Annotated in this window: 20 protein-coding genes and 2 tRNA genes; 20 read left to right on the forward strand and 2 right to left on the reverse strand. The window is 67.0% G+C overall.

Annotation, left to right across the window (positions count from 1 at the left end; genetic code table 11):
• Positions 1-2: 2 nt before the first annotated feature.
• The 4 genes from AQ619_RS05615 (at position 3) to AQ619_RS05635 (ending at position 4,446) form a co-directional block, all read left to right on the forward strand.
• On the forward strand, positions 3-1,442 hold the full coding sequence (locus AQ619_RS05615; RefSeq protein ID WP_062145317.1) for an aldehyde dehydrogenase family protein: 1,440 nt from the start codon (positions 3-5) through the stop codon (positions 1,440-1,442).
• Positions 1,443-1,720: 278 nt separating this feature from the next.
• Entirely contained in the window at positions 1,721-2,650 is a 930-nt protein-coding gene (locus tag AQ619_RS05625; RefSeq protein WP_062145321.1) for a dihydrodipicolinate synthase family protein, read from the forward strand.
• Positions 2,651-2,662: 12 nt separating this feature from the next.
• On the forward strand, positions 2,663-3,661 hold the full coding sequence (locus AQ619_RS05630; protein WP_062145323.1) for a 4-hydroxyproline epimerase: 999 nt from the start codon (positions 2,663-2,665) through the stop codon (positions 3,659-3,661).
• 83 nt (positions 3,662-3,744) lie between these two features.
• The gene (locus AQ619_RS05635; RefSeq protein WP_062145325.1) at positions 3,745-4,446 is read left to right on the forward strand and encodes a GntR family transcriptional regulator; all 702 of its coding nucleotides are present in this window, start codon (positions 3,745-3,747) and stop codon (positions 4,444-4,446) included.
• A gap of 26 nt (positions 4,447-4,472) precedes the next feature.
• Here AQ619_RS05635 and AQ619_RS05640 read toward each other — a convergent pair whose 3' ends face one another.
• The gene (locus AQ619_RS05640) at positions 4,473-5,357 is read right to left on the reverse strand and encodes a sulfite exporter TauE/SafE family protein (RefSeq protein ID WP_062145327.1); all 885 of its coding nucleotides are present in this window, start codon (positions 5,355-5,357) and stop codon (positions 4,473-4,475) included.
• A gap of 96 nt (positions 5,358-5,453) precedes the next feature.
• Between AQ619_RS05640 and AQ619_RS05645 the strand changes: the two genes are divergently transcribed.
• Positions 5,454-6,629 (forward strand): M24 family metallopeptidase, encoded by a 1,176-nt coding sequence (locus AQ619_RS05645; RefSeq protein ID WP_062145329.1) that lies wholly within the window; start codon positions 5,454-5,456, stop codon positions 6,627-6,629.
• A complete protein-coding gene (locus AQ619_RS05650) occupies positions 6,626-7,876 on the forward strand; it encodes an NAD(P)/FAD-dependent oxidoreductase (protein ID WP_062145331.1) in 1,251 nt (416 codons plus the stop codon). The genes AQ619_RS05645 and AQ619_RS05650 overlap by 4 nt, the downstream gene beginning before the upstream one ends.
• 571 nt (positions 7,877-8,447) lie before the next feature.
• Here AQ619_RS05650 and AQ619_RS05655 read toward each other — a convergent pair.
• A tRNA-Thr gene (locus AQ619_RS05655) sits at positions 8,448-8,522 on the reverse strand.
• A gap of 89 nt (positions 8,523-8,611) precedes the next feature.
• Between AQ619_RS05655 and AQ619_RS05660 the strand changes: the two genes are divergently transcribed.
• The 14 genes from AQ619_RS05660 (at position 8,612) to AQ619_RS05725 (ending at position 21,129) form a co-directional block, all read left to right on the forward strand.
• Complete coding sequence (locus tag AQ619_RS05660; protein ID WP_062145333.1) at positions 8,612-9,061, forward strand: hypothetical protein; 450 nt, start codon at positions 8,612-8,614, stop codon at positions 9,059-9,061.
• 99 nt (positions 9,062-9,160) lie between these two features.
• A complete protein-coding gene (gene murA / locus AQ619_RS05665; protein WP_062145335.1) occupies positions 9,161-10,450 on the forward strand; it encodes a UDP-N-acetylglucosamine 1-carboxyvinyltransferase in 1,290 nt (429 codons plus the stop codon).
• Positions 10,451-10,906, forward strand: a complete 456-nt coding sequence (locus AQ619_RS05670) for a DUF2948 family protein (RefSeq protein WP_062145337.1) — start codon at positions 10,451-10,453, stop codon at positions 10,904-10,906.
• A 174-nt stretch (positions 10,907-11,080) separates the two neighbouring features.
• Complete coding sequence (locus AQ619_RS05675; RefSeq protein WP_062145339.1) at positions 11,081-11,272, forward strand: hypothetical protein; 192 nt, start codon at positions 11,081-11,083, stop codon at positions 11,270-11,272.
• A gap of 496 nt (positions 11,273-11,768) precedes the next feature.
• Positions 11,769-13,229, forward strand: coding sequence for an NCS1 family nucleobase:cation symporter-1 (locus AQ619_RS05680; protein ID WP_062145341.1), 1,461 nt, complete (start codon positions 11,769-11,771; stop codon positions 13,227-13,229).
• Between the two features lie 1,804 nt (positions 13,230-15,033).
• Positions 15,034-16,329, forward strand: a complete 1,296-nt coding sequence (hisD, locus tag AQ619_RS05685) for a histidinol dehydrogenase (RefSeq protein WP_062145343.1) — start codon at positions 15,034-15,036, stop codon at positions 16,327-16,329.
• A gap of 21 nt (positions 16,330-16,350) precedes the next feature.
• A complete protein-coding gene (locus tag AQ619_RS05690; RefSeq protein ID WP_062145345.1) occupies positions 16,351-16,827 on the forward strand; it encodes a UPF0262 family protein in 477 nt (158 codons plus the stop codon).
• A gap of 6 nt (positions 16,828-16,833) precedes the next feature.
• On the forward strand, positions 16,834-17,289 hold the full coding sequence (locus AQ619_RS05695) for an arsenate reductase ArsC (RefSeq protein WP_084745785.1): 456 nt from the start codon (positions 16,834-16,836) through the stop codon (positions 17,287-17,289).
• A 97-nt stretch (positions 17,290-17,386) separates the two neighbouring features.
• Positions 17,387-17,605, forward strand: a complete 219-nt coding sequence (gene infA / locus AQ619_RS05700) for a translation initiation factor IF-1 (RefSeq protein ID WP_035044427.1) — start codon at positions 17,387-17,389, stop codon at positions 17,603-17,605.
• A 5-nt stretch (positions 17,606-17,610) separates the two neighbouring features.
• Positions 17,611-18,207, forward strand: coding sequence for a Maf family nucleotide pyrophosphatase (locus AQ619_RS05705; protein WP_062145347.1), 597 nt, complete (start codon positions 17,611-17,613; stop codon positions 18,205-18,207).
• A complete protein-coding gene (locus tag AQ619_RS05710; RefSeq protein ID WP_062145350.1) occupies positions 18,204-19,247 on the forward strand; it encodes a ribonuclease E/G in 1,044 nt (347 codons plus the stop codon). The genes AQ619_RS05705 and AQ619_RS05710 overlap by 4 nt, the downstream gene beginning before the upstream one ends.
• A complete protein-coding gene (locus AQ619_RS05715) occupies positions 19,244-19,423 on the forward strand; it encodes a DNA gyrase inhibitor YacG (RefSeq protein ID WP_062145352.1) in 180 nt (59 codons plus the stop codon). The genes AQ619_RS05710 and AQ619_RS05715 overlap by 4 nt, the downstream gene beginning before the upstream one ends.
• 92 nt (positions 19,424-19,515) lie before the next feature.
• Positions 19,516-19,591: transfer RNA gene (locus tag AQ619_RS05720), tRNA-Phe, on the forward strand.
• Positions 19,592-20,235: 644 nt separating this feature from the next.
• Positions 20,236-21,129, forward strand: coding sequence for a MotA/TolQ/ExbB proton channel family protein (locus tag AQ619_RS05725; protein ID WP_062145354.1), 894 nt, complete (start codon positions 20,236-20,238; stop codon positions 21,127-21,129).
• The last annotated feature ends 1 nt before the right edge of the window (position 21,130 follow it).

The following is a 21,130-nucleotide window of genomic DNA, read 5'->3' on the forward strand; positions in this document are numbered from 1 at the left end:
CCATGACCGCTCCGATTGAACTGTCACACTGGATCAACGGCGAACGCCGGGACACGGGCAAGCTCGAGAGCCTGAACCCCTCCGACACGCGCGAGATCGTGGCCCTGGCCCCGAACGGCGGCGTGGCCGAGGTGGATGAAGCCGTGGCTGCGGCGTCGGCCGCCTTCGACGGCTGGGCCAATGCCTCGCCCGAGGTGCGTTCGGACGTGCTGGACCGGGCCGGAAGCCTGCTGATGGAACGCCGCGAGACGGTCGGTCGCCTGCTGTCGCGCGAAGAGGGCAAGACCCTGGCCGAGGGGATCGGCGAGACAGCCCGCGCCGCCCGAATTCTGAAATACTTCGCCGGCGAGGCCCTGCGCCTGCACGGCCAGAACCTGGCTTCGACCCGTCCGGGCGTGGAGATCCAGACCTATCGCCAGCCGGTCGGGGTCTATGGCCTGATCACCCCATGGAACTTCCCCATCGCCATCCCGGCGTGGAAGGCGGCACCCGCCCTGGCCTTCGGCAATACGGTGGTGATGAAGGCGGCCAGCCACACCCCGGCCACGGCCGAGGCCCTGGTCGCCATCCTGCATGAAGCCGGCCTGCCCAAGGGAGTACTGAACCTGGTCATTGGCGGCGGTCGCGTGGGGCAGGCCATTGTCGACCATAAGGATGTTGCGGGCGTCAGCTTTACCGGTTCGCAGGGCGTGGGCGCGGGCGTCGCCGCCTGCGCCGTGGCGCGTCAGGCCCGCGTGCAGCTGGAAATGGGCGGCAAGAACCCGTTGATCGTGCTGGACGACGCAGACCTCGACCGCGCCGTGGCCATCGCCCTGGACGGCAGCTTCTTCGCCACCGGCCAGCGTTGCACGGCGTCGAGCCGCCTGATCGTGCAGGACGGCATCCACGACCGCTTCGTTGCCGCTCTGGCCGAGAAGGTCGCCGCCCTGCGGGTCGGCCACGCCCTCGATCCCCAGACCCAAGTCGGCCCCGCCGTCTCGGAGGATCAACGCGAGACCTCCTATCGCTACATCGACATCGCGGCGTCCGAAGGCGGCCGCCTCGTCACCGGCGGCGAGCGTTTGAACCTTGAAGCGCCCGGCTGGTACGTCCAGCCGACCCTGATCGCCGACACTGATCCGGCCATGCGCATCAACACCGAAGAGGTCTTCGGCCCGGTCGCCTCGACCCTTCGGGTCAAGGACTACGAGCAGGCCCTGGAGGTCGCCAACGGCGGCGAGTTCGGCCTGTCGGCGGGTATCATCACCCAGTCGCTGAAGCACGCCCGCGACTTCCAGCGCCGGGCCAAGGCGGGCATGACCATGGTCAACCTGGCCACCGCCGGGGTCGACTATCATGTCCCGTTCGGCGGCACCAAGGCCTCGTCCTACGGTCAGCGCGAACAAGGCTTCGCCGCCGCTGATTTCTTCACCCTGACGAAGACCAGCTACAGCGCGGCCTAGAGCCTTTCGCCACGTGGCTTCAACGGTCCTGGCGCGAGGGGCGGCGCCAGGACCTGCTCGATGTCGTGTCGGAAGAACTCCCCGTTGATCGGCCCATCAATCCCCCTGGTCTGGTCGATGAACACCAGACGCTCGGGCTCGATCCAGCCCTGATGCGTCTTCCATTTTGGGAATTCCGATTCCGTCAAAAGACGGCGCGCCCCAGGCGGCCAATCGCTTGACTTCGTTGCGACTTGAATATCGTATACGATAATGGTCTGCTTTAGAAGGAATGGCTTATGGCTGGGGTAACGCTGGAATGGAGTGGGGTCATCCCTGCGGCCACCACCCAATTCGACGAGGCGCTGGGCGTGGATCTGGACGCCACCCAGAAGGTGCTGGACGGCCTGATCAAGGACGGCGTCGACGGCATCATCGTCATGGGCACTGTTGGTGAGAACAACTCGCTGGAGCCCGAGGAAAAGCGCGCTGTCCTGAAGGCGGCGGTCGAGGTCGCCGACGGTCGTGTGCCGATCATCACCGGCGTCAGCGAACTGACCACGTCGCGCGCCGAACGCTACGCCAAGGACGCCGAGGACATCGGCGTGGACGCCCTGATGGTGCTGCCGGCCATGGTCTATATGCCGACGGCTGAAGAGCTTGAGGCTCACTTCCGGGCGGTGGCGGCGGCCAGCGGCCTGCCCAACATGCTCTACAACAACCCGACCATGTACCGGATCGCGCTGACCAACGCTGACCTGAAGCGCCTGTCGGACGTGCCCAATATCGTGGCGTTGAAGGAAAGCGCGCCGGACTCGCGGCGCATCACCGACATCATCAATGAACTGGGCGACCGCTACGCCCTCATGGTCGGCCTGGACGACGTGGCGCTGGAGGGCATGATGCTGGGTGCCCGGGGTTGGGTCTCCGGCCTGACCAACGCCTTCCCCGAGGAATCCGTGGCCCTGGTTCGGGCGGTGAAGGACGGTGACTTGGCGCGCGCGCTCGAGATCTATCGTTGGTTCATGCCGCTGCTGCACCTCGACGCCGTGGCGGACCTGGTGCAGTCGATCAAGCTGTCCGAGGCCATCATGGGGCGCGGGACCGAGCGGGTCCGCATGCCGCGTATGCCCCTGACGGGTGCGCGCCGGGCTGAAGTCATCGCCATGGTCGAAAAGGCGGCGGCGACGCGGCCGGTCGGCTCGGGCACGGCCCTCAAGATCGTCTGATCGGGGGTTTCGATGCGCGACGTCTTCTTCTGCATTGACGGTCATACCGCCGGCAACCCGGTTCGCCTGGTCGCCGGCGGCGCGCCCCTGTTGTCAGGGACGAGCATGGCCGAGCGGCGGCTCGATTTCCTCGACCGCTACGACTGGATCCGGACGTCGCTGTGCTTCGAACCGCGCGGTCACGACATGATGAGCGGCGGGTTCCTGTACCCGCCGACCCTGCCCGACACCGATGCGGGCATCCTGTTCATCGAGACCAGCGGCTGCCTGCCCATGTGCGGCCACGGGACCATCGGCATGATCACCTTCGGCCTCGAGCACGGCCTGATCCGGCCGCGCAATCCCGGGAGGCTGAAGGTTGAGGTTCCGGCCGGGGTGCTGGATATCACCTATCAAACCGAGGGCGACCGCGTGACCTCGGTGCGTATTCGCAACATCGCCAGCTATCTGGCGGCGGAAGGCATAGAGATCGAGGTTCCGGGCTTTGGCCCCTTGCGTGTCGATGTCTCCTACGGCGGCAACTACTACGCCATCGTCGAGCCGCAAGGCCCCTATACGGGGTTGGACGACCTGGGCGCGAGCCGCATCGTGGAATTGAGCGGCATGGTGCGAGAGCGGGTGCGTGACGTCTTCCAGCCGGTGCACCCGGACGAGCCGTCGATCAACGGCGTCAGCCACGTCCTGTGGGCCGACGTTCCGAAAGGCGACGGGGCTGACGGCCGCAACGCCGTCTTCTATGGCGACAAGGCCATCGACCGCAGCCCATGCGGCACCGGTACCTCGGCGCGGCTGGCCCATCTGCACGGCAAGGGACGGCTCAAGGTCGGCGACGCCTTCGTCCATCAAAGCTACATCTGCAGTCGCTTTATCGGCCGTGTCGAAGCGGAGACGACGGTGGGGGCGTACAAGGCGATCATTCCCTCCATCGAGGGTTCTGCGGTCGCTACGGGCTTCAATACCATCTGGGTGGACCGCCGCGATCCGTTCTGGGCGGGTTTCCAGGTTGTCTAGCGTGTTCCACATCGTAATTGCAGTCACCGCAAGCTATGGCTTGGCGTGGGCGTTCGGCCCAGTCATTCGACTCGATGAACTGCATGGCCGCGTCCCCGTTTGAAGTCCGAACCCTGTCCGACCGCCTGATGGAGGTGGTGCGGGACATGATCTTGACCGGTGTCATCGAACCGGACGTGCCGATCCGCCAGGACGCCCTTGCAGCCGACCTGAACGTCTCCAAGATTCCCTTGCGCGAAGCCCTGGTTCGTCTGGAACAGGACGGCCTGGTGGTGTCGCACGCCAACCGCGGCTTCTTCGTGCGGGGCATGAGCGCGACCGAAGCCGAGGAAATCTACGAACTGCGCCTGAAGCTGGAACCCGACGCCGCAGCCCAGGCCTGCCTCGCGGCCAATGACGATCAGCGCGCCGTCGCTCAGCGCATGCTGGCCGAGCTGGACGCCGCCGCCGCCGCACACCTGCCAAGCGTGGGGCCGCTGAATCGCGCCTTTCACATGGCCTTGATCCAGCCCGGCGGGCGGGTGCTGACGACCGAGATCACCGCGCGCCTGCACGTCATGGCTGACCGGTACGTCCGCAGGCATCTCGAAGGCAATGATCGCCACCTGACGGCTGAGGCGGAGCACCGCGAGATCCTGCAGGCCTGGATGAGCCGCGATGCCAAGGTGGTGCGCCGCTTGGTGGCGGCGCATCTGGAGCACACTCTGCGCGACCTGCGCGAGGAGTTTGGCAATGTCGTCGCCTCGGAAGGGCCCGTCACGGGGCGCAGCCGCAAGCGCGTTTAGGGACGTCCTTGGGCAGGTCGGCGCGTTCAGTCCGCCCGGTCGGCCACGGCGGCGACGCCTGACCGCGACTTGAGGGCGGTCGTCAGCAGGCTGGCCGCGGCATAGAGGACGACCGCCACCACGCCCCAGCGCAGAACCGTCAGCGGCAGGGAGGTGATGACGAATGCCGCGAGCAGCACGGCAGGGATCCCGCCGATCGCCATGCCCAGTACGAGCCTCAGGTCGATGCGCTGGCTCTTGATGAAGCGCAGGCCCGAAACCGGCATCAGGAAAGCGCAGGCGCCCATCATGATCGGGAAGGCCGCCGTCGGGTTCATCCCCATCAGGCTGAGCATGATCAGCGAAGGCGCATAGAGGCCGACGCCAAAGCTCATCAGGGCGCCCATGACCAGATGGGCGGCCACGGCGACGATGAACAGATGACCGTCCAGAGCCACCGCCTGGCCGCCTGCCGGCATCAGGTTCAGATTGGTCATGGCGTAGAGCCCCGCCGCGATCAGCAGGGCAGCGCCGACCACGATCTGCACCGCGCGAACCGGCAGGCGTACCACGATGGGCGCGCCGATCACCGCCCCGATGATCGAGGCGGCGATGCAGGCGAACAGCAGCACAGGGTCGACCTGGATCAGATGCATGAAGACCAGCCCCTGCGTCACCGTGGGCAGGCAGTGGCCCGCGTTCAGAACGGCGGGCAGGAAGCTGTCGGGAACCAACTTGCGGAAACGTAGCCAAGCAGTGGTCGGGGCGAAGGAACCTATACCGAGAGCGTCGAAGAAATTGGCCACGGCCCCGATGGCCACGCCCTCGGCCTTGGGCTTAAGCTCACCGCATTCACGTGCAGTGCGCACCAGTTGGACGGCGTAGACGGCGGCCAGGACGATCAGCGCCGTCAGCAGAACGGTCAGGATCATGATGTTTTCCTCCCCCGAGGTCTCGCCGTCCTTGCCGGGCGATCAGAGGCGTGACAAAAACACGGCTACAGATCAGATACAATATACGCTGCAGTCATGAGCTTTTTCGCACCTCCCGCTTCTCCCATCACCGCCGATGAGCGGCGCGCCCGCGTTCAGACCATGGCCGCCCGGCTGCGGGCGGAAGGGCTGTCCGCGCTGTTGCTCGGCCCAACGGCGTCGCTGCTCTATTTCACCGGCTTGGCATGGCATCCGTCCGAGCGCCTGACAGGTGCCCTGATCCATGCTGACGGAACGGTGGACTACATCTGCCCCCGCTTCGAGCTGGACAAGATCGCGGGCCTGACCTCCGCGCCGAATGCGATCGCGGGCGAGATCCTGACCTGGGAGGAGGAAGAGAGCCCCTACGCCCTGGCGGCGACCCGTCTGCCATCGGGCGGCCGGTTGGCGGTGGACGATCAGGCGGCGGCCTTCATCTGGCTGGGCTTGAGTCAGGCCCTGGGCGCGGATCGCGTGACCGACGGCGGCCCGCTGATCGTGGCCCAGCGCAGCCTCAAGTCTCCGGCCGAGATCGCTCTTCTGGGTCGGGCCAAGGCCATCACCCTGGAGGTCCAGCGTCGAACGCGTCACTGGCTGAAGGCCGGGGTGCTGACATCCGAGGTCAAGCGCTTCATCGACGCCGAGCACCGCGCTCTGGGCGGGGAGGGCGGGTCGTGGTTCTGCCTGGTCTCCTTCGGTGACGACACCTGTTTGCCGCACGGGGGCGAGGGCGACCGGGCCTTGAAGACCGACGACGTTGTGCTGATCGATACGGGCACCCTGGTCGACGGCTATCACTCCGACATCACCCGCACCTATGTCTTCGGCGCTCCCACGGCCGAGTTCCGCCGCGTCTGGGAACACGAGAAGCAGGCCCAGGCGCGAGCCTTCGAGGCGGCGAAGCTGGGCGCGCCTTGCGAGAGCGTCGATGCTGGCGCGCGCGACTATCTGACCGGTCTCGGCTACGGCCCGGACTACCGCCTGCCCGGACTGCCGCACCGCACTGGCCACGGCATCGGCCTGGACATTCACGAGTCCCCCAATCTGGTGCGCGGCGACCGCACGCCGCTTCAGGCTGGCATGTGTTTCTCCAACGAGCCCATGCTGGTGATCCCCGGCCAGTTCGGCGTCCGGCTCGAGGACCATTTCTATATGAGCGAGGCGGGCCCGGTCTGGTTCACCCAGCCGTCGCACAGTCTGGACGATCCCTTTGGCGAGGGTGCCTCCGCGTGACGCCGTCCCGGCGTTGGGCGGTGGTCGGCGGCGGTCTGGTCGGCGCAGCGATCGCCCTGCGCCTGCAGGCGGCCGGCTTTGAGGTGGTTCTGATCGATCGGGGCGATCCCCGGCGCGGCGCTTCCTTCGGCAATATCGGCCACATCGCCGCTGAACAGTGCGAGCCCATGCCGTCGCCCGCCACGCTGAGGAGCGCAGTTGGACGGCTGTTCGCCTTTGGCGGCCCGCTGGATTTCCGCGCGCGCGACGTCGGCCGGTGGGGACCCTGGGCCTTGCGTTTCCTGGCCGCATCGAGGCCGGCGGCTGCGGCGCATGGGGCAGAGCTGCTGACCCGCCTGCTGGAAGACCCGCTGGGGGCCTGGGGACGACTGGCCGCCTTGGCCGACGCGCCCGATGATCTGATCCGCCCGACCGGCCACGCCGTCGTCTGGTCGACGCCCGAGGCGGCGCGACGCGGCCTGCAGGCCTGGCGTCGGGCGCGCACCGGAAGCGCGACGTTTCGACCGATGGAGGCCGAAGACCTCGCCGCCTATGACGGCGTTCTGGCCGCGCGCCCGGCCGGCGGGGTTCGCTTCAGCGGCACGGGCCAGGTCAGTGAGCCGCAGCGGGTACGCAACGCCTTGCTGAGCGGCTTTGAGCGGCTCGGCGGGGGTGTCGTCCATGGCGAGGCGACGGCCGTGCGGCCGGCGGGCGAGGCCGCTGAGGTCGTCCTGGCAGACGGTTCGGTCGTGGATGCGGACAAGGTGGTGGTCGCCGCCGGGGCCTGGTCCGCGCGTCTGATGGCACCGCTGGGTGTGTGCGTCCCGTTGATCGGGGAGCGAGGCTACTCGGTGCAGTCGGCGCGACATGACTGGCCCGAAGACCTGCCCCTGACGGTGTTCGAAGATCGAGCCCTGGCCGTCGCGCGCTTCAAGGGCGGCCTGCGCGCCTCCAGTCACGTCGAGTTCGGTGATCCGTCCGCCGCGCCGGACCCGCGCAAGTGGCGTCAGATCGAGCGGAGTTTGCGCGATCTCGGCGTCACCTTTTCCGACACGCCCGACCGATGGTGCGGCCCGCGACCGACGCTGGCGGACTATCTGCCGGCGATCGGACGGCTCCAGGCACACCCCATGATCCACTACGCCTTTGGCCACCAGCATCTGGGCCTGACGCTCGCGGCTTCGACGGCCGAGGTGCTGGAGCAGATGGCGCTGGGACGACCGACCCCGACCTGGCTCGAGGCTTTGCGGATCGAGCGGTTCCGCTGACGCCCTGATAGCGCGCCGGCCCCGCCAGAGGCGGAGCCGGATCCGGGTGTCGGACGGAACGCGCCGGCGGCTGGCGCGGCACCTTGTTGGCGAAGAGCCAGTCCATTGCGAAAGGATCGGAGCTCAGGTCGAGCAGTTCCGACCGCATGCGGGCATTGCATTCATTGACCCAGGCGCATTCTTGCTCGGTCCGTAAATCCAGATCGATCAGACGACGGTCGCCCCGGCCTCGCGCGCGCCGCCGCCGGGCCGCCGTCGGGCACCACCTCGATGGCAACCGGGCCGCAGGGGCATTCCAGGGTGAAGCAGGTTTGCGTCCGGCCCCGATCATAGAGAGAAAGGCCCAGGGCGACGGTGGCGTGGCCGCGTATCAGGCGCTGGTCAGCCTTGTGTTGCCGGTATTGGGCGCGGGTAACGCCAGGGTCTTTGGTCTTGGAACCGGCACGCCCAGGGGACGCGCTCCCCATAATCTCCCCGCCTTTCGGGGCGACCTTCTCTCCGCGTTCTCAACTCACACCATGGGGAGTGGGAGGAGGTTGGAGCCCCAACCCTTTAAGGGATTGGGGCTCCATGGTGCCACGACAGGGACTCGAACCCTGGACCTCAGCCTTACCAAGGATGCGCTCTACCACTGAGCTACCGCGGCGAAGAGGAGGGGCGTATAGCGAGCCAAATCGCGAATGCAAAGCCTAAATGCGACTTGACCCACAGACTTCGTCGCCGCACCCCTCGCCCATGCCGATCCCAGACGACAAATCCCGCCGCGAAGCCCGGCTCGCCGAAGCCCTGCGGACCAATCTGCGCCGGCGCAAGGCCGCCGCGCGGCCGGCCCCGGACGGCGAGGACCGGGCAGCCGCCGCCGCGGTGGCCGCGCCACAGCCCTACAGCCCCGTGCGGTGCCTGGTCGGACTGTCGCATCGCGATGGCCGGCAGGTCACCCTGCGGCTGGAACTCTCGGTGCCCTATGGCGCCCCGCACTCGGACGAGGTCTGCTGCGCCGTGCGGCTGAGCGGCGACGGCGGGGCGTTTGACACGGACCATGGCAAGGCGGCCTTCGGCGTGGATGGATTGCAGGCGACCCAGAGGGCCATCGCCCTGGCCCAGGTGGCCCTGGATCTGGCCAGCACGGGCTTTGAGCTAAGCTGGCCGGACGGTCGGCCCTATGACCTTTCCGCACCCATTTGACCGCCGCCCCTTGCAACCCCTCTTGCAACGGATAGAACCCGCCCCTCACATGTGACCCGCGCGACGGACCGTCCCCGCCGCGCGTTCGAGGGACGTCATTTGGATCGCATCGCCATCATCGGCGGCGCGCAGCTTCACGGGGAAATCCCCGTCAGCGGCGCCAAGAACTCTGCCATCAAGCTCATGGCAGCCAGCCTGCTCACCGATGAGCCGCTGCGCCTGACCAATATGCCGCGTCTGGCCGACACCCGGTTCCTCGGCAAGCTGCTCTCGCGGCTGGGCGCCAGCGTCACGGAAAGCGACGGTCCCGACGGTCAGCAGACCCTGCTGCACGCCCCCGAGATCACCAGCGGCTTTGCGCCCTATGACCTGGTCCGCCAGATGCGGGCCTCGTTCAATGTGCTGGGTCCGCTGATCGCCCGCACCGGCCAGGCCAAGGTCTCGCTGCCGGGCGGCTGCACCATCGGCGCGCGACCGGTCGACCTGCACCTGCAGGCTCTGGAAGCCCTGGGGGCCAAGATCGATCTGCATGAAGGCTATGTCTATGCCCAGGCCCCGCGTGGCCTGAAGGGCGCGGAGATCACCTTCCCGTTCGTGTCGGTGGGGGCCACCGAGCACGCCATGCTGGCCGCCGTGATCGCCGATGGTGTCACGGTGCTGCACAATGCCGCCTGCGAGCCCGAACTGCTCGACCTGCAGGAGTGCCTGAACGCCATGGGCGCCAAGGTCGAGGGTGCCGGCACCCCGACCGTGACCATCACCGGCGTCGCCCGCCTGCACGGCGCGACCCACGCGGTGATCCCCGACCGGATCGAGATGGGCACCTTTGCTGTCGCCGCCGCCATGGCCGGGGGCGAGGTGCGGCTGACCCGGGCGCGTCCGGGCCTGATCGACAGCCTACTGGTCAAGCTCGAGGAGGCCGGTTGCGGCGTCGAGCCGACCGCTGACGGCGTCATCATCCGCCGTAGCGCCGAACGCCTGAAGGCGGTCGATATCGAGACGGCGGCCTATCCGGGCTTCGCCACCGACCTTCAGGCCCAGTTCATGGCCCTGATGACCGTGGCCGACGGCGAAAGCCGCATCCGCGAGACCATTTTCGAAAACCGCTTCATGCACGCTCCGGAACTGATGCGTCTGGGGGCCGACATCTCGGTGTCCGGCGGCGAAGCCCGCGTCCGCGGTGTCGCCCGTCTGGAAGGGGCCGAGGTCATGGCGACCGACCTGCGGGCCTCGGTCAGCCTGGTGATCGCGGGCCTGGTGGCCCGCGGCGAGACCACGGTTTCGCGCATCTATCACCTGGATCGCGGTTTCGAGCGTTTGGAAGCAAAGCTCACCGCCTGTGGGGCGCAGGTGCGCCGCATCAAGGGTGACGGAGAGGCCGAACTCTAGATGTCAAAGCCCGCGCCTGCCCTGAGACTCCTGGCCCAGGATGCCGAAGGGCTGACGGTGATCTCCGCCGCCCTGCAGGATGCCGTCGCCAAGATCGGCGACATCCGCTGGGATGCCCAGGCCCGGACCCTGACCCTGGCCTGCAACCGCTTTCGCTGGGAGGCCGGCGGCCAAAAGGCGACCAAGCGGGGCGCGGAGGGCGAGCGCGTGCGTTCGGCCCTGCAGCTGGGCGATGTCACCGGCGTCCAGGCGCGCAACCTCCGCCGGGAGGCCAAGGGGGCCATCGTCGAGCTACTGTCCATCACCTTCGAGCCCGGCGAGGCCCCCGGCGGTACGGTCATGCTGACCTTCGCCGGCGGCGGCGACCTGCGGGTCGGAGTCGATTGCCTGGACGTGGTGCTGGCCGATGTGTCCGAGCCCTGGGCCACGCCCCGCCGGCCGGGGCACGCCGATTAGGCGCCCTGCCTGATTTGCGGGCATGCCTTGAATCTGACTTTCAAACAGGCAGTGGCGGCGCCGAGGATTCGTCCCACGCGCTAGTGATTGCTGACGAACTCGCCCGACGGGGGAATGGTGCTAGGTTAACGCCATGCGCCCGTCAGAGGCGCGAGCATCGTTAGGGAGGCCGTCATGGCCAGGAAGTCCTATGCGACCGGGGAAACCCAGTCGGTGTTTTTCGCGGCGTGCGACATCACCAAACCCGCTCCGCCCGTGCTTCGCCATGGCGGTCCCTGTTTCGACTGGGGACGTCTTGTCCTGGTCAGCCTGTTTGCCGTTCTGGTCGCCGGCATGGCGACCCTGGCCTATGCGGGGCTGAGCTAGAGCTTTCCCGACGGCCTGTGAGGACGGGCCCCGACGCCCGACGCCCCCTCCGTCACGTCGCGTATCCGCGCCGCGCGACCTCCTCCGCTAGCTAGGGCTATCGCATCTGGGCTTGCGTCCAGAAGATTTGTCATCCCGGACAAGCTCGGCGAAGCCGGGCGCCGATCCGGGACCGCCGGAAGCGCTGAGCTCAGGCGTCGGTCCCGGATCTTCGCGCTGCGCGCTCGTCCGGGATGACAGCCGTTTTGAGTCATATGCGATAGCGCTGCCCCGCAAGCGGGGCAGGAGGGCTCAGCTGTTCTTCTCCTGCCCCGTAGCGAAGCGTGCGGGGGAGGTGGCGCGGCGCGAAGCGACGTGACGGAGGGGGCGTTAGGGCGCTGAGCCTCCATTCGCGCGCCCATTTGCCACGCAAGCCCAACCCCTCCTAAGCTCGTCCCTCGCGTCCGAGGCGGGGGCCGGCGCGAGCTGATGTCCTGCGCCCGCGGGAAGCCGATGCATGAGCGCCCCCGACCGCGATCTCTGGAATGAAGACCTAGCCCCGACCGGCGAGGCGCAACGCACCTGGCGCTGGTGGCATTTCGCGGCCCTGTGGCTGGGCATGGTCATCTGCGTGCCCGCCTACATGCTGGCCTCGGGCCTGATCGAGCAGGGGATGTCGGCCGGGCAGGCGGTGGCGACCGTGCTGCTGGGCAATCTGGTCGTGCTGGTTCCCATGCTGCTGATCGGCCATGCGGGGGCCCGGCACGGCGTGCCCTATGCCGTGCTGGCGCGGGCCTCGTTCGGCTGGAAGGGCGCGCGCATCCCCGCCGTCGCCCGGGCGGTGGTGGCCTGCGGCTGGTACGGCATCCAGACCTGGATCGGCGGCGGCGCGCTGCTGACCCTGCTGGGCGTGATCATGGGGCGCAGCCTGGTCGGCGCGCCGATCCCGCTGCTGGGCATCGGCCTGGGCCAGCTGCTGGCCTTCCTGGCCTTCTGGGGCATCCAGCTGCTGTTTGTCACCAAGGGCCTGACCGCCGTGCGCCGGCTTGAGACCTGGACCGCGCCGATCAAGCTGGTCATTTGCGCCCTGATGGTCTGGTGGGCGATGGACAAGGCCGGGGGCCTGGGTCCGATCTTCCACCAGCCCTCGGCCTTCGTCGACGGCGGCCCCAAGGCCGGCCAGTTCTGGAGCGTCTTCGTGCCCGCCCTGACCGCCATGGTCGGGTTCTGGGCGACCCTGGCCCTGAACATCCCCGACTTCACGCGCTTTGCGAAGAAACAGGCCGACCAGATCCTGGGTCAGGCCATCGGCCTGCCGATCCCGATGGGCCTGCTGGCCCTGGTCAGCGTCATCACCACCTCGGCCACGGTGATCGTCTTCGGCAAGGCGGTGTGGGATCCGGTGCAGCTGGCCGGCGACATCGGCGGCATCGCGGTGGTGATCGGCCTGCTGATTATCAGCCTCGACACCGTGTGCTGCAACATCGCCGCCAATCTGGTCGGCCCGGCCTATGACTTCTCGGCCCTTTGGCCCAGCAGGATCACCTACCGCATCGGCGGCTGGATCACGGCCGGTATCGGCGTGCTGATCATGCCGTGGAAGCTGCTGGAGACGACCCAGGGCTATATCTTCGTCTGGCTGGTCGGTTATGGCGCGCTGCTGGGACCGATCGCGGGGATCCTGATCGTCGACTACTGGCTGCTGCGGAAAACCGTACTGGCGGTGGATGACCTGTACGCCAAGCACGGCGCCTACGCCTATCGCGGCGGCTGGAACCCGGCGGCGCTCGCAGCCCTGGCCGTGGGGGTCGCGCCGAACCTGCCGGGCTTCCTGGCCTCGGCCGCGCCGCACCTGTTCGGCGGTGTGGGGGCGTTCTGGACCGGGCTTTATATGTATGCGTGGTTCGTCGGGCTGGCGCTGGCGGGGGCGGTCTATTGGGGGATGATGCGGGGGAAGGTGGGCAGACGCGGCGAGTGAGGCCGGGTTTGAGTGGGGACTTGCCGGTGCGGGAAAGTCCGGGCGTCGGCGCGGAGAGGGGGGCGTTTCCATCGTCTGCTTTGGGTGGATGGCGGACGCTCAGCTGAAGTAAGTCTGGAACCCCGCCAGACCGAAGACCCATACTTCGCGCCCATCATCTCCGAGTGTTTCAGAGAAGTCCTCTAGGTCTATACCCGCGCATTGAATTTTCTCCCCTGCATCAGTCCTTGCGCTCAACGGGGTAGGACTTAGCTCAAGCACCCGTTTCTCAGATGCTCGTGCATGAAGATCGACCACATAGGCTGGACCGGGTTGAAAGGTCGCGTATGCGACCCCCATGGACGGGTCAGATGGGGCCAGATGAGCGGTGCCGATTACAACATCGTCCGCAATGAGCTCCACGGGAAGGCGTTTCATTTAGAAATGATAACCCGGCGTTGAAGGTCCGTCATGGGTCGGAAGCGGAAATGAACACGCTGCCCGAAACCGAACCTTAGGCGACTGCCCAGGAAGCGGACCCAGCCAATGTCAAAGAAGGGTGGTTAGCGGACGTTGGCTCCGATGATCCTCCCCCTCTGGGGGAGGTGGCCCGGAGGGCCGGAGGGGGCAAAGCGGCGCTGACCCAGATAGAGCTCTGGTCAACGCCCGCCGGTGCCGCCCCCTCAGTCGCTCCGCGACAGCTCCCCCAGAGGGGGAGCATCTGCCGTCTCACTAGGGTCGGAAGCAGACATCCCCGCCCATCCAACAAGCGGACGCCCCGCGTCCCGCTCATCCTTAAATCTCCTGGAGGCTGCAGCGTGCCGGAGTGGAAAGGTCTGTCAAGGACCGCCTCCGGCGGCCGCTTCGCGGCGACGCGGAGCGTCGTCCTTGAGAGACCTTTCCACTCCGGCGATCGTCTCGCCGTGAGATTTAAGGATGGCTCCCGCGTGAGCGCGAAGGGGGCGGGACTTTCCCGGCCACCGCAGTAGGCCCCCTCCTGACCGCTATCGCGGTCGTCCTCCCCCTTGTCAGGGGGAAGATGAGATCCGAGCCCTTCATCTTCCCCCTCCGGCGGAAGACGGTCGCGCAGCGACCCGTAGGGGGCAAGTACGGGGATTGAGTCCGATCTATCCCCGGCGTTTTCCGAATAGACCCAAGTCCAATCAATGCCCTGCAAAAAGTCAGATCGCGCCAGTCCTCCGCGCTGAATCCGCCCGCATAATCAGTCTCAGCTGACAGCACGGGAAGGGCGTCCGGCCGGCGACTGAGACGGCTGTCAGGGGTGATCGAGCGGGGCCACCGGTCGGACGAAGGTCCGTGCCGGCGTGCTTAAAGAGAGGACAGGGGACGTAAACCTGTCCATCGGAGGCTGGCCAGGGCCTCCGCCCGTCCGAAGGTTCGCTCCGGGTCCCTCCGGTATCGGCGTGGCTGCAGCCAGAGGCTCAAGTCCGTCGCGAGGAGGACAAGGCCCGGGTGGGGTGAAGGGTTGAACCAGACCCGCGCGCCCCGGCCAGAGGGATAACGGTCACGTGGAGCGTCTGTCTTCGTCGAAACGGTACTTATTCGCACTCACATCCGGGCGAGGCCCGGGCGCTCCGCGACCCTTCCCATTCCCTCGGCGGTTTCCGCGCGAGGCTGCGAAACCGTGTCCGCCAGACTTGCCCCGTAAGGGCTGCTGCGCAGCCGTCTTCCCCCGGAGGGGGAAGATGAAACGCGCGGACCTCATCTTCCCCCTTCGGGGGAAGACGACCTGCGAAGCAGGTCAGGAGGGGGCAAGTGCGCCATTGCCCCTTGTCTCCCCCGCAAAAACCCGCATCTACACGCCATGCGCCGCTTCGACTTTTCCGACCCTGATTTCGCCGCCGCCTTCAGGGCCTTCCTCGCCGAAGATCGGGGATCGCCGGCCGATGTCGATGCCTCGGTCGTCGAGGTGCTGGACGCCGTCCGCACCGGCGGGATCCAGGCCGTCCTGGACCTGACCCGCAGGTTCGACCGCGTCGACCTGACCGAACAGACCGTCCGCGTCACGGCCGAGGAAATCGAGGCCGGCGCCGCGCAAACCCCCGCTGACGTGCGCGAGGCCATCGCCTTCGCAGCCGCCCGCATCCGCGCCTATCACGCCCGCCAGCGGCCGGCCGACCAGGCCTGGACCGACGAGGCCGGGGTGGAGCTGGGCTGGCGCTGGACGCCGATCGAGGCCGTGGGCGTCTATGTGCCCGGCGGCCGGGCGGCCTATCCCTCCACCGTGCTGATGAACGCCGTGCCCGCCCAGGTGGCCGGGGTCGACCGCATCGCCATGGTCACCCCGCCCGGCAAGCTGCAGCCGGCCGTGCTGGCCGCTGCCAAGGAGGCCGGGGTCACCGAGATCTGGCGCATCGGCGGGGCCCAGGCCGTCGCGGCCCTGGCCTATGGCGCAGGACCGATCCAGCCGGTCGACAAGATCGTCGGTCCCGGCAATGCCTATGTTACCGCCGCCAAGCGCCGCCTCTATGGCGTGGTCGGTATCGACGCCCTGGCGGGGCCTTCCGAAATCGTCGTCGTGGCCGACAACCAGAACAATCCCGACTGGATCGCCGCCGACCTGCTGAGCCAGGCCGAGCACGACCCGGCCGCCCAGTCGATCCTGATCACCGACGATCCGGCCTTTGCCGACGCCGTCGAGGCTGCCATTATCGAGCGCCTCAAGACCCTGGCCACCGGCCAGGACGCCGCCGCCTCGTGGCGCGACCACGGCGCGGTGATCATCGCCCCGCTGGACGAGAGCCCGGCCCTGGTCGACGCCATAGCCCCCGAGCACGTCGAGTTCGCCCTGGACAATCCCGAGCGCCTGTCCGACCGCGTGCGCCACGCCGGGGCGATCTTCCTGGGGCGCCTGACGCCCGAAGCCATCGGCGACTATGTGGCCGGCTCCAACCACGTGCTGCCCACCAGCCGCGCGGCGCGCTTCCAGTCGGGCCTGTCGATCTATGACTTCCTCAAGCGCACCTCGATCGCCAAGTGCAATGCGGCCTCCTTTGCCATTCTGGGGCCGCACACGGCGGCCCTGGCCACGGTTGAAGGCCTGCCGGCCCACGCCCTTTCGGCGCAAATCCGGCTGGGCCGGTTGCCTTCCGAAGGCTGACGGGCAAATCTCCGCCCAACCATGACCGATGACCGCGCCAACCAGTATCTGAAGTCGATCGTCATTGACGATGACAGCCTTGCCGCCGCCTCGCGCGACCAGGAGCAGGAGCGTCAGGTCGCGATCTTCGATCTGCTTGATTCGAACTATTTCGAACCGGCGGACGGCCAGGGCGGTCCCTATGACCTGAAGCTCTCCCTGATCGAGAACCGGCTGGCCTTCGATATCGGCGGCCCCGGCTATGAGCGCCGGCACCTGCTGTCCCTGTCGCCCTTCAAGGGGGTGATCAAGGACTACTTCATGATCTGCGACAGCTATTATTCGGCGATCCGCAACTCGACGCCGCAGCAGATCGAGGCCCTGGATATGGGGCGGCGCGGCCTGCACAACGAAGGCTCGTCCCTGCTGCGCGAGCGCCTCGAGGGCAAGGTCAAGACCGACCTCGACACCGCAAGGCGGCTGTTCACCCTGATCTGCGCGCTGCACTGGCGAGGCTAGGGCACCTTGCCTGCTCTGCCGGACGCCGTCCTCTTCACCTGCAATTTCAACCGGGTGCGCTCGCCCATGGCCGAGGGGCTGTTCAAGCGATTCTACGGCACCCGGGCCTTCGTTGATTCGTGCGGGCTGCGTGGCGACCCCACCGGCGAGGGGATCGACCCCTTCGTGATCGCCGTGATGGACGAGCTGGGCCTAGACGTTTCCGATCACAAGCCCAAGACCTTTGGCCAGCTGGAGGACGACAGTTTCGACGTCGTCGTGTCGCTCACCCCTGAGGCGCAGCACCGCGCCGTCGAGCTGGCGCGGGACCGGGCGGTCGAAATCGAATACTGGCCGACCCATGACCCCACCCTGGTCGACGGCTCGCGGGAGGCGCGGCTGGCGGCCTATCGCGAGGTCCGCGACGACCTGGCCGAGGCCATCAAGAGACGTTTCGGCGCGCCATCGACGTTTGGGGGGTGAATGCGCTATAGAGGCGCCTCGCTGCGACGGCTCACGTCTCGACCACCCCGGTCGGGGCGTCCGCGCGGCTATCTGTTTGCTCCCATTGAGAGGCCTGATGGCTAAGGAAGAACTTCTTGAGTTTCCCGGTACGGTCAGCGAACTGCTGCCCAATGCGACCTTTCGCGTGACGCTGGAAAACGCCCACGAGATCATCGCCCACACCGCCGGCAAGATGCGCAAGAACCGCATCCGCGTTCTGGCCGGTGACAAGGTGCTGGTCGAAATGACGCCCTATGACCTGACCAAGGGCCGCATCACCTACCGGTTCAAGTAGGATTGATGGCCTCGCAGACGGCCGTCCAGCCGGCGCTGGTTCTGGCCAGCGCGAGCCCCCGGCGCCTTGATCTGCTCAAGCAGGTCGGTGTCACGCCAGACCGTATCGATCCCGCCGACATCGATGAAACGCCCGAGCGCGATGAGACGCCGCGTCTCCACGCCCTGCGACTGGCGCGGCAAAAGGCGCGTGCTGTGGCGAGTCGGGCTCCGGGCGACTTTGTCCTGGCGGCGGATACGGTCGTCGCCGTCGGGCGACGGATCCTGCCCAAGGCCGAGACCGAGGACCAGGCGATCCACTGCCTGTCCCTGCTGTCGGGCCGCAATCACAAGGTGCTGACGGCTGTGGCCGCGATCGCGCCGGATGGCCGCGAGGCGGCACGGCTGGTTGAGACGCGGGTACAGGTCAAGCGCCTGTCCGAACTAGAACGCGCCGACTATCTGGCCAGCGGCGAATGGCGCGGCAAGGCCGGCGGCTATGCCGTCCAGGGCGTTGCCGGCGGCTTCATCATCGACCTGCAGGGCTCCTATACCGGCGTGGTCGGCCTGCCGCTCTATGAGACCCTGAACCTGCTGCGCGGCCTGGGCTGGAGCGGCTCATGAGTGAACGTCGGGCCTATCTCTACAAGGGCGTCGGCGAGACGGTCGGTGTCGTCACCCTGGATGGCCGGCCGGAACGGCTGATCGCCACCTGGGACGGTGATGATCCTCTGGACGTCGAAGGCGTTCGCGGCGTGGCCCGCATCCGCAAGATCGAGAAGGCCTTCGCCTCCGCCTTTGTGCAACTGCCCGGCGGCCAGGATGTGCTGCTACCCCTGCGCCCAGACATGCCCAAGCTGGTCGAGGGCGGGCTGGTCGAGATCGAGATCCGGACCCCCTCGCGTCGCGACAAGGCGGCCGTGGCGCGGTTCATCGGGGAAGGGGAGGGCGAGCCGCGTGTGCTCGAACCGGCCTTTACCGTCGAGCAGCAGCTGCGGCTTCTGGTCAAGTCCGGGTCGCCGACCGGGGGCGAGGCGGCCCTGCAGGCCGTTGAGGCCGCCGAGGCCGAGGCTCTGGAGACGGTCTTCGCCCTGCCTGGCGGCGGCGATATCAGCATCGAGCCGACCCGGGCCTTGGTGGCGGTCGATGTCGACCTGGGTGCACGCGAAGGCCTGGACGCCAAGCGTGCGGCCCGACAGGCCAATATGGCCGCCCTTGGCGTCGCGGCGCGCATCCTGCGGCTCAAGGGCCTGGGCGGGATCGTCGTCTTTGACCTCGTGGGCCGGGGTCATGACGGCCAGGCCCTGTCAACGGCGGCCCGCAATGCCTTTTCCGTCGACAATCCCGGCGTAGCGATCGGCGCGATCAGCCGGTTTGGCACGCTGGAAATGACCCTGCCGCGTCGCAGTCGATCGATTCTCGACCGTTTGCTGGAGGTCGACGGCCAGCCGCGGCCTGCCGCCATGGCGCGTCGGGTTGCGCGGGCCCTGGAGCGCGAGGGGAGGGCCGATCCCGGCGGCCGCCTTCTTGCCCGCTGCGCCCCGATCGTCGCTGACGCCTTTGCCGAGCTGGATAGCGGAGTCGCGGACCGTCTGGGTCGCCGATTCGTCATTGAGCCCGTCGCTGGCTGGTCGGTTGAGCGCCTGGAGGTGTGCGTAAGATGAGCAATGCCTGCCCCATCTGCAGCAAGCCCGTCGATCCGGCGTTCCGTCCCTTTTGCTCCAAGCGTTGCTCTGACGTGGATCTGCAGCGCTGGCTTTCGGAACGTTACGTGGTCCCGGCGACGGACGATGAGGGAGTGAATCCCGGCTCGGGCGACATCTACAGGAATGACGATTAGGGCGCTGGACAACCAAATCGGCCTCGCCTATAGACGCGGCTCCCCGCTGTGAGGCGGGCGCTGAAGCGGTTTTTGGACCGCTTGGCCCAAGGGCCTGGATAGCTCAGTTGGTAGAGCAGCGGATTGAAAATCCGCGTGTCGCTGGTTCGAATCCGGCTCCAGGCACCACTATCTTTTCAAGTGTTTGGAAACGGTCGCGAGCGGGCCTTGGACGCTTATGCCGTCGATCCGCATCGACTTGCGCGCTTTGGTCGCATCTTTGGCTTTGGGATCGGCGGGAATCGTCGGGCGATATCGAATTTCGGCACGGTTATGCGGCCTGGGCCAAGGGGTTCGATATTTGGCAGGCGCAATGTCATCGTTGCCCGTGCCTCATCAACCGTCGTTTTGTGGTTTTGCTGCATTGCAGCATGAACTTTCCCGTTGATAGGGAAAAACCGCCCTTAAATCCTGATTTCGCATTTGTGCGCTGCAGCAAGGGGTGCCCGGGCATCGGCGCGACGACGATTTTATGCCCAGAAGAACCTCTTGACGGTACGAAAAGGGGTTGCCAAAGGACCCCTGCCGCAATTCTAACATTGGGGTAAGGTCAAAGCCTCTTCGGGGGCTTTGGTCATCCGCGCTTCGAAACGATCCTTCTGGAGGGCCTAGTCCTCGTGAGGGGCGTAACGGGTCGAGCGCAGCGAAGCGGGTCCGCTGAGGTTGGAAGAGAAATCGACCGCCTTAGGGGACTATTCAGAGTTAGGGTAGAAACGCTCTCGCGCGACGACCCTCGGTCCAAACGTGCTAGACCAATCAGGAACTGGCGACAGATGCTCGACATTAAACGGAAGACCCCCCTCATCGCTCTCGTTGGCGCCATGGCGCTGATGGTAAGCGCTCCCGCTTTCGCTCAGGACGCCGCGGCTACCGCCCCGGCCGCCGCCGAAAGCACCGCCGCACCGGCCGCTGATGCCGCCGTTGCCCCGGCCCCGGCTCCTGCTGAAGAGCCTGCTGCCGAAGAAGCCAAGAAGGAAAGCCACTCGCTGACCCCGGTCGGCATGTTCATGGCGGCTGGCGTGGTCGTTAAGGTCGTGATGATCGGCCTGATCCTCGCCTCGGTGTTCTCGTGGGTTCTGCTGATCACGAAGATGTTCGAGTTCGGCGCTCTCAATAAGCAGTCCGACAAGTTCCTCGAAGCCTTCCGCGGCGCCCGTTCGATCGCTGACATCGCGCGCATCGGTTCGTCGGAAGAATTCGAAGGCAACCCGATGGCCGACATGGCCGCTGCGGCTGGTCAAGAAGTCGAACTGTCGCGTCAAGCTGGCCTGGCGGTCGGCGGCGAGCACCGTGACTCGACCATCGCTCGTGCAAGCTACGCCATCAACGCCGTGCAAGCCTCGCTCGCCAAGCGCCTGTCGGGTGGCATGGTGTTCCTGGCCTCGGTCGGCTCGGGTGGTCCGTTCATTGGTCTGTTCGGTACGGTTTACGGGATCATGACCTCGTTCATCGGCATTGCGAACACCAACACGACCAACCTGGCCGTCGTCGCTCCCGGTATCGCCGAAGCGCTGCTCGCCACGGGTATCGGTCTGTTCGCCGCTATTCCGGCCGTTATCTTCTACAACTACTTCCAGACCCGCATCTCGGCCTACGGCACGCGCTCGGAAGGCTTCGTTGCTGAACTGATGAACGCCATTTCGCGCCAACTCGACAAAGGGGCGTAAC

This window comes from Caulobacter henricii (assembly GCF_001414055.1).
Lineage (GTDB): Bacteria > Pseudomonadota > Alphaproteobacteria > Caulobacterales > Caulobacteraceae > Caulobacter > Caulobacter henricii.

Bases quoted from the DNA above. Each gene is read 5' to 3' on its own strand.
- AQ619_RS05615 (WP_062145317.1), top strand. From the start codon at position 3: ATGACCGCTCCGATTGAACTGTCACACTGGATCAACGGCGAACGCCGG.
- AQ619_RS05625 (WP_062145321.1), top strand. From the start codon at position 1,721: ATGGCTGGGGTAACGCTGGAATGGAGTGGGGTCATCCCTGCGGCCACC.
- AQ619_RS05630 (WP_062145323.1), top strand. From the start codon at position 2,663: ATGCGCGACGTCTTCTTCTGCATTGACGGTCATACCGCCGGCAACCCG.
- AQ619_RS05635 (WP_062145325.1), top strand. From the start codon at position 3,745: ATGGCCGCGTCCCCGTTTGAAGTCCGAACCCTGTCCGACCGCCTGATG.
- AQ619_RS05640 (WP_062145327.1), bottom strand. From the start codon at position 5,357: ATGATCCTGACCGTTCTGCTGACGGCGCTGATCGTCCTGGCCGCCGTC.
- AQ619_RS05645 (WP_062145329.1), top strand. From the start codon at position 5,454: ATGAGCTTTTTCGCACCTCCCGCTTCTCCCATCACCGCCGATGAGCGG.
- AQ619_RS05660 (WP_062145333.1), top strand. From the start codon at position 8,612: ATGCCGATCCCAGACGACAAATCCCGCCGCGAAGCCCGGCTCGCCGAA.
- AQ619_RS05670 (WP_062145337.1), top strand. From the start codon at position 10,451: ATGTCAAAGCCCGCGCCTGCCCTGAGACTCCTGGCCCAGGATGCCGAA.
- AQ619_RS05675 (WP_062145339.1), top strand. From the start codon at position 11,081: ATGGCCAGGAAGTCCTATGCGACCGGGGAAACCCAGTCGGTGTTTTTC.
- AQ619_RS05680 (WP_062145341.1), top strand. From the start codon at position 11,769: ATGAGCGCCCCCGACCGCGATCTCTGGAATGAAGACCTAGCCCCGACC.
- hisD (WP_062145343.1), top strand. From the start codon at position 15,034: ATGCGCCGCTTCGACTTTTCCGACCCTGATTTCGCCGCCGCCTTCAGG.
- AQ619_RS05690 (WP_062145345.1), top strand. From the start codon at position 16,351: ATGACCGATGACCGCGCCAACCAGTATCTGAAGTCGATCGTCATTGAC.
- infA (WP_035044427.1), top strand. From the start codon at position 17,387: ATGGCTAAGGAAGAACTTCTTGAGTTTCCCGGTACGGTCAGCGAACTG.
- AQ619_RS05705 (WP_062145347.1), top strand. From the start codon at position 17,611: ATGGCCTCGCAGACGGCCGTCCAGCCGGCGCTGGTTCTGGCCAGCGCG.
- AQ619_RS05710 (WP_062145350.1), top strand. From the start codon at position 18,204: ATGAGTGAACGTCGGGCCTATCTCTACAAGGGCGTCGGCGAGACGGTC.
- AQ619_RS05715 (WP_062145352.1), top strand. From the start codon at position 19,244: ATGAGCAATGCCTGCCCCATCTGCAGCAAGCCCGTCGATCCGGCGTTC.
- AQ619_RS05725 (WP_062145354.1), top strand. From the start codon at position 20,236: ATGCTCGACATTAAACGGAAGACCCCCCTCATCGCTCTCGTTGGCGCC.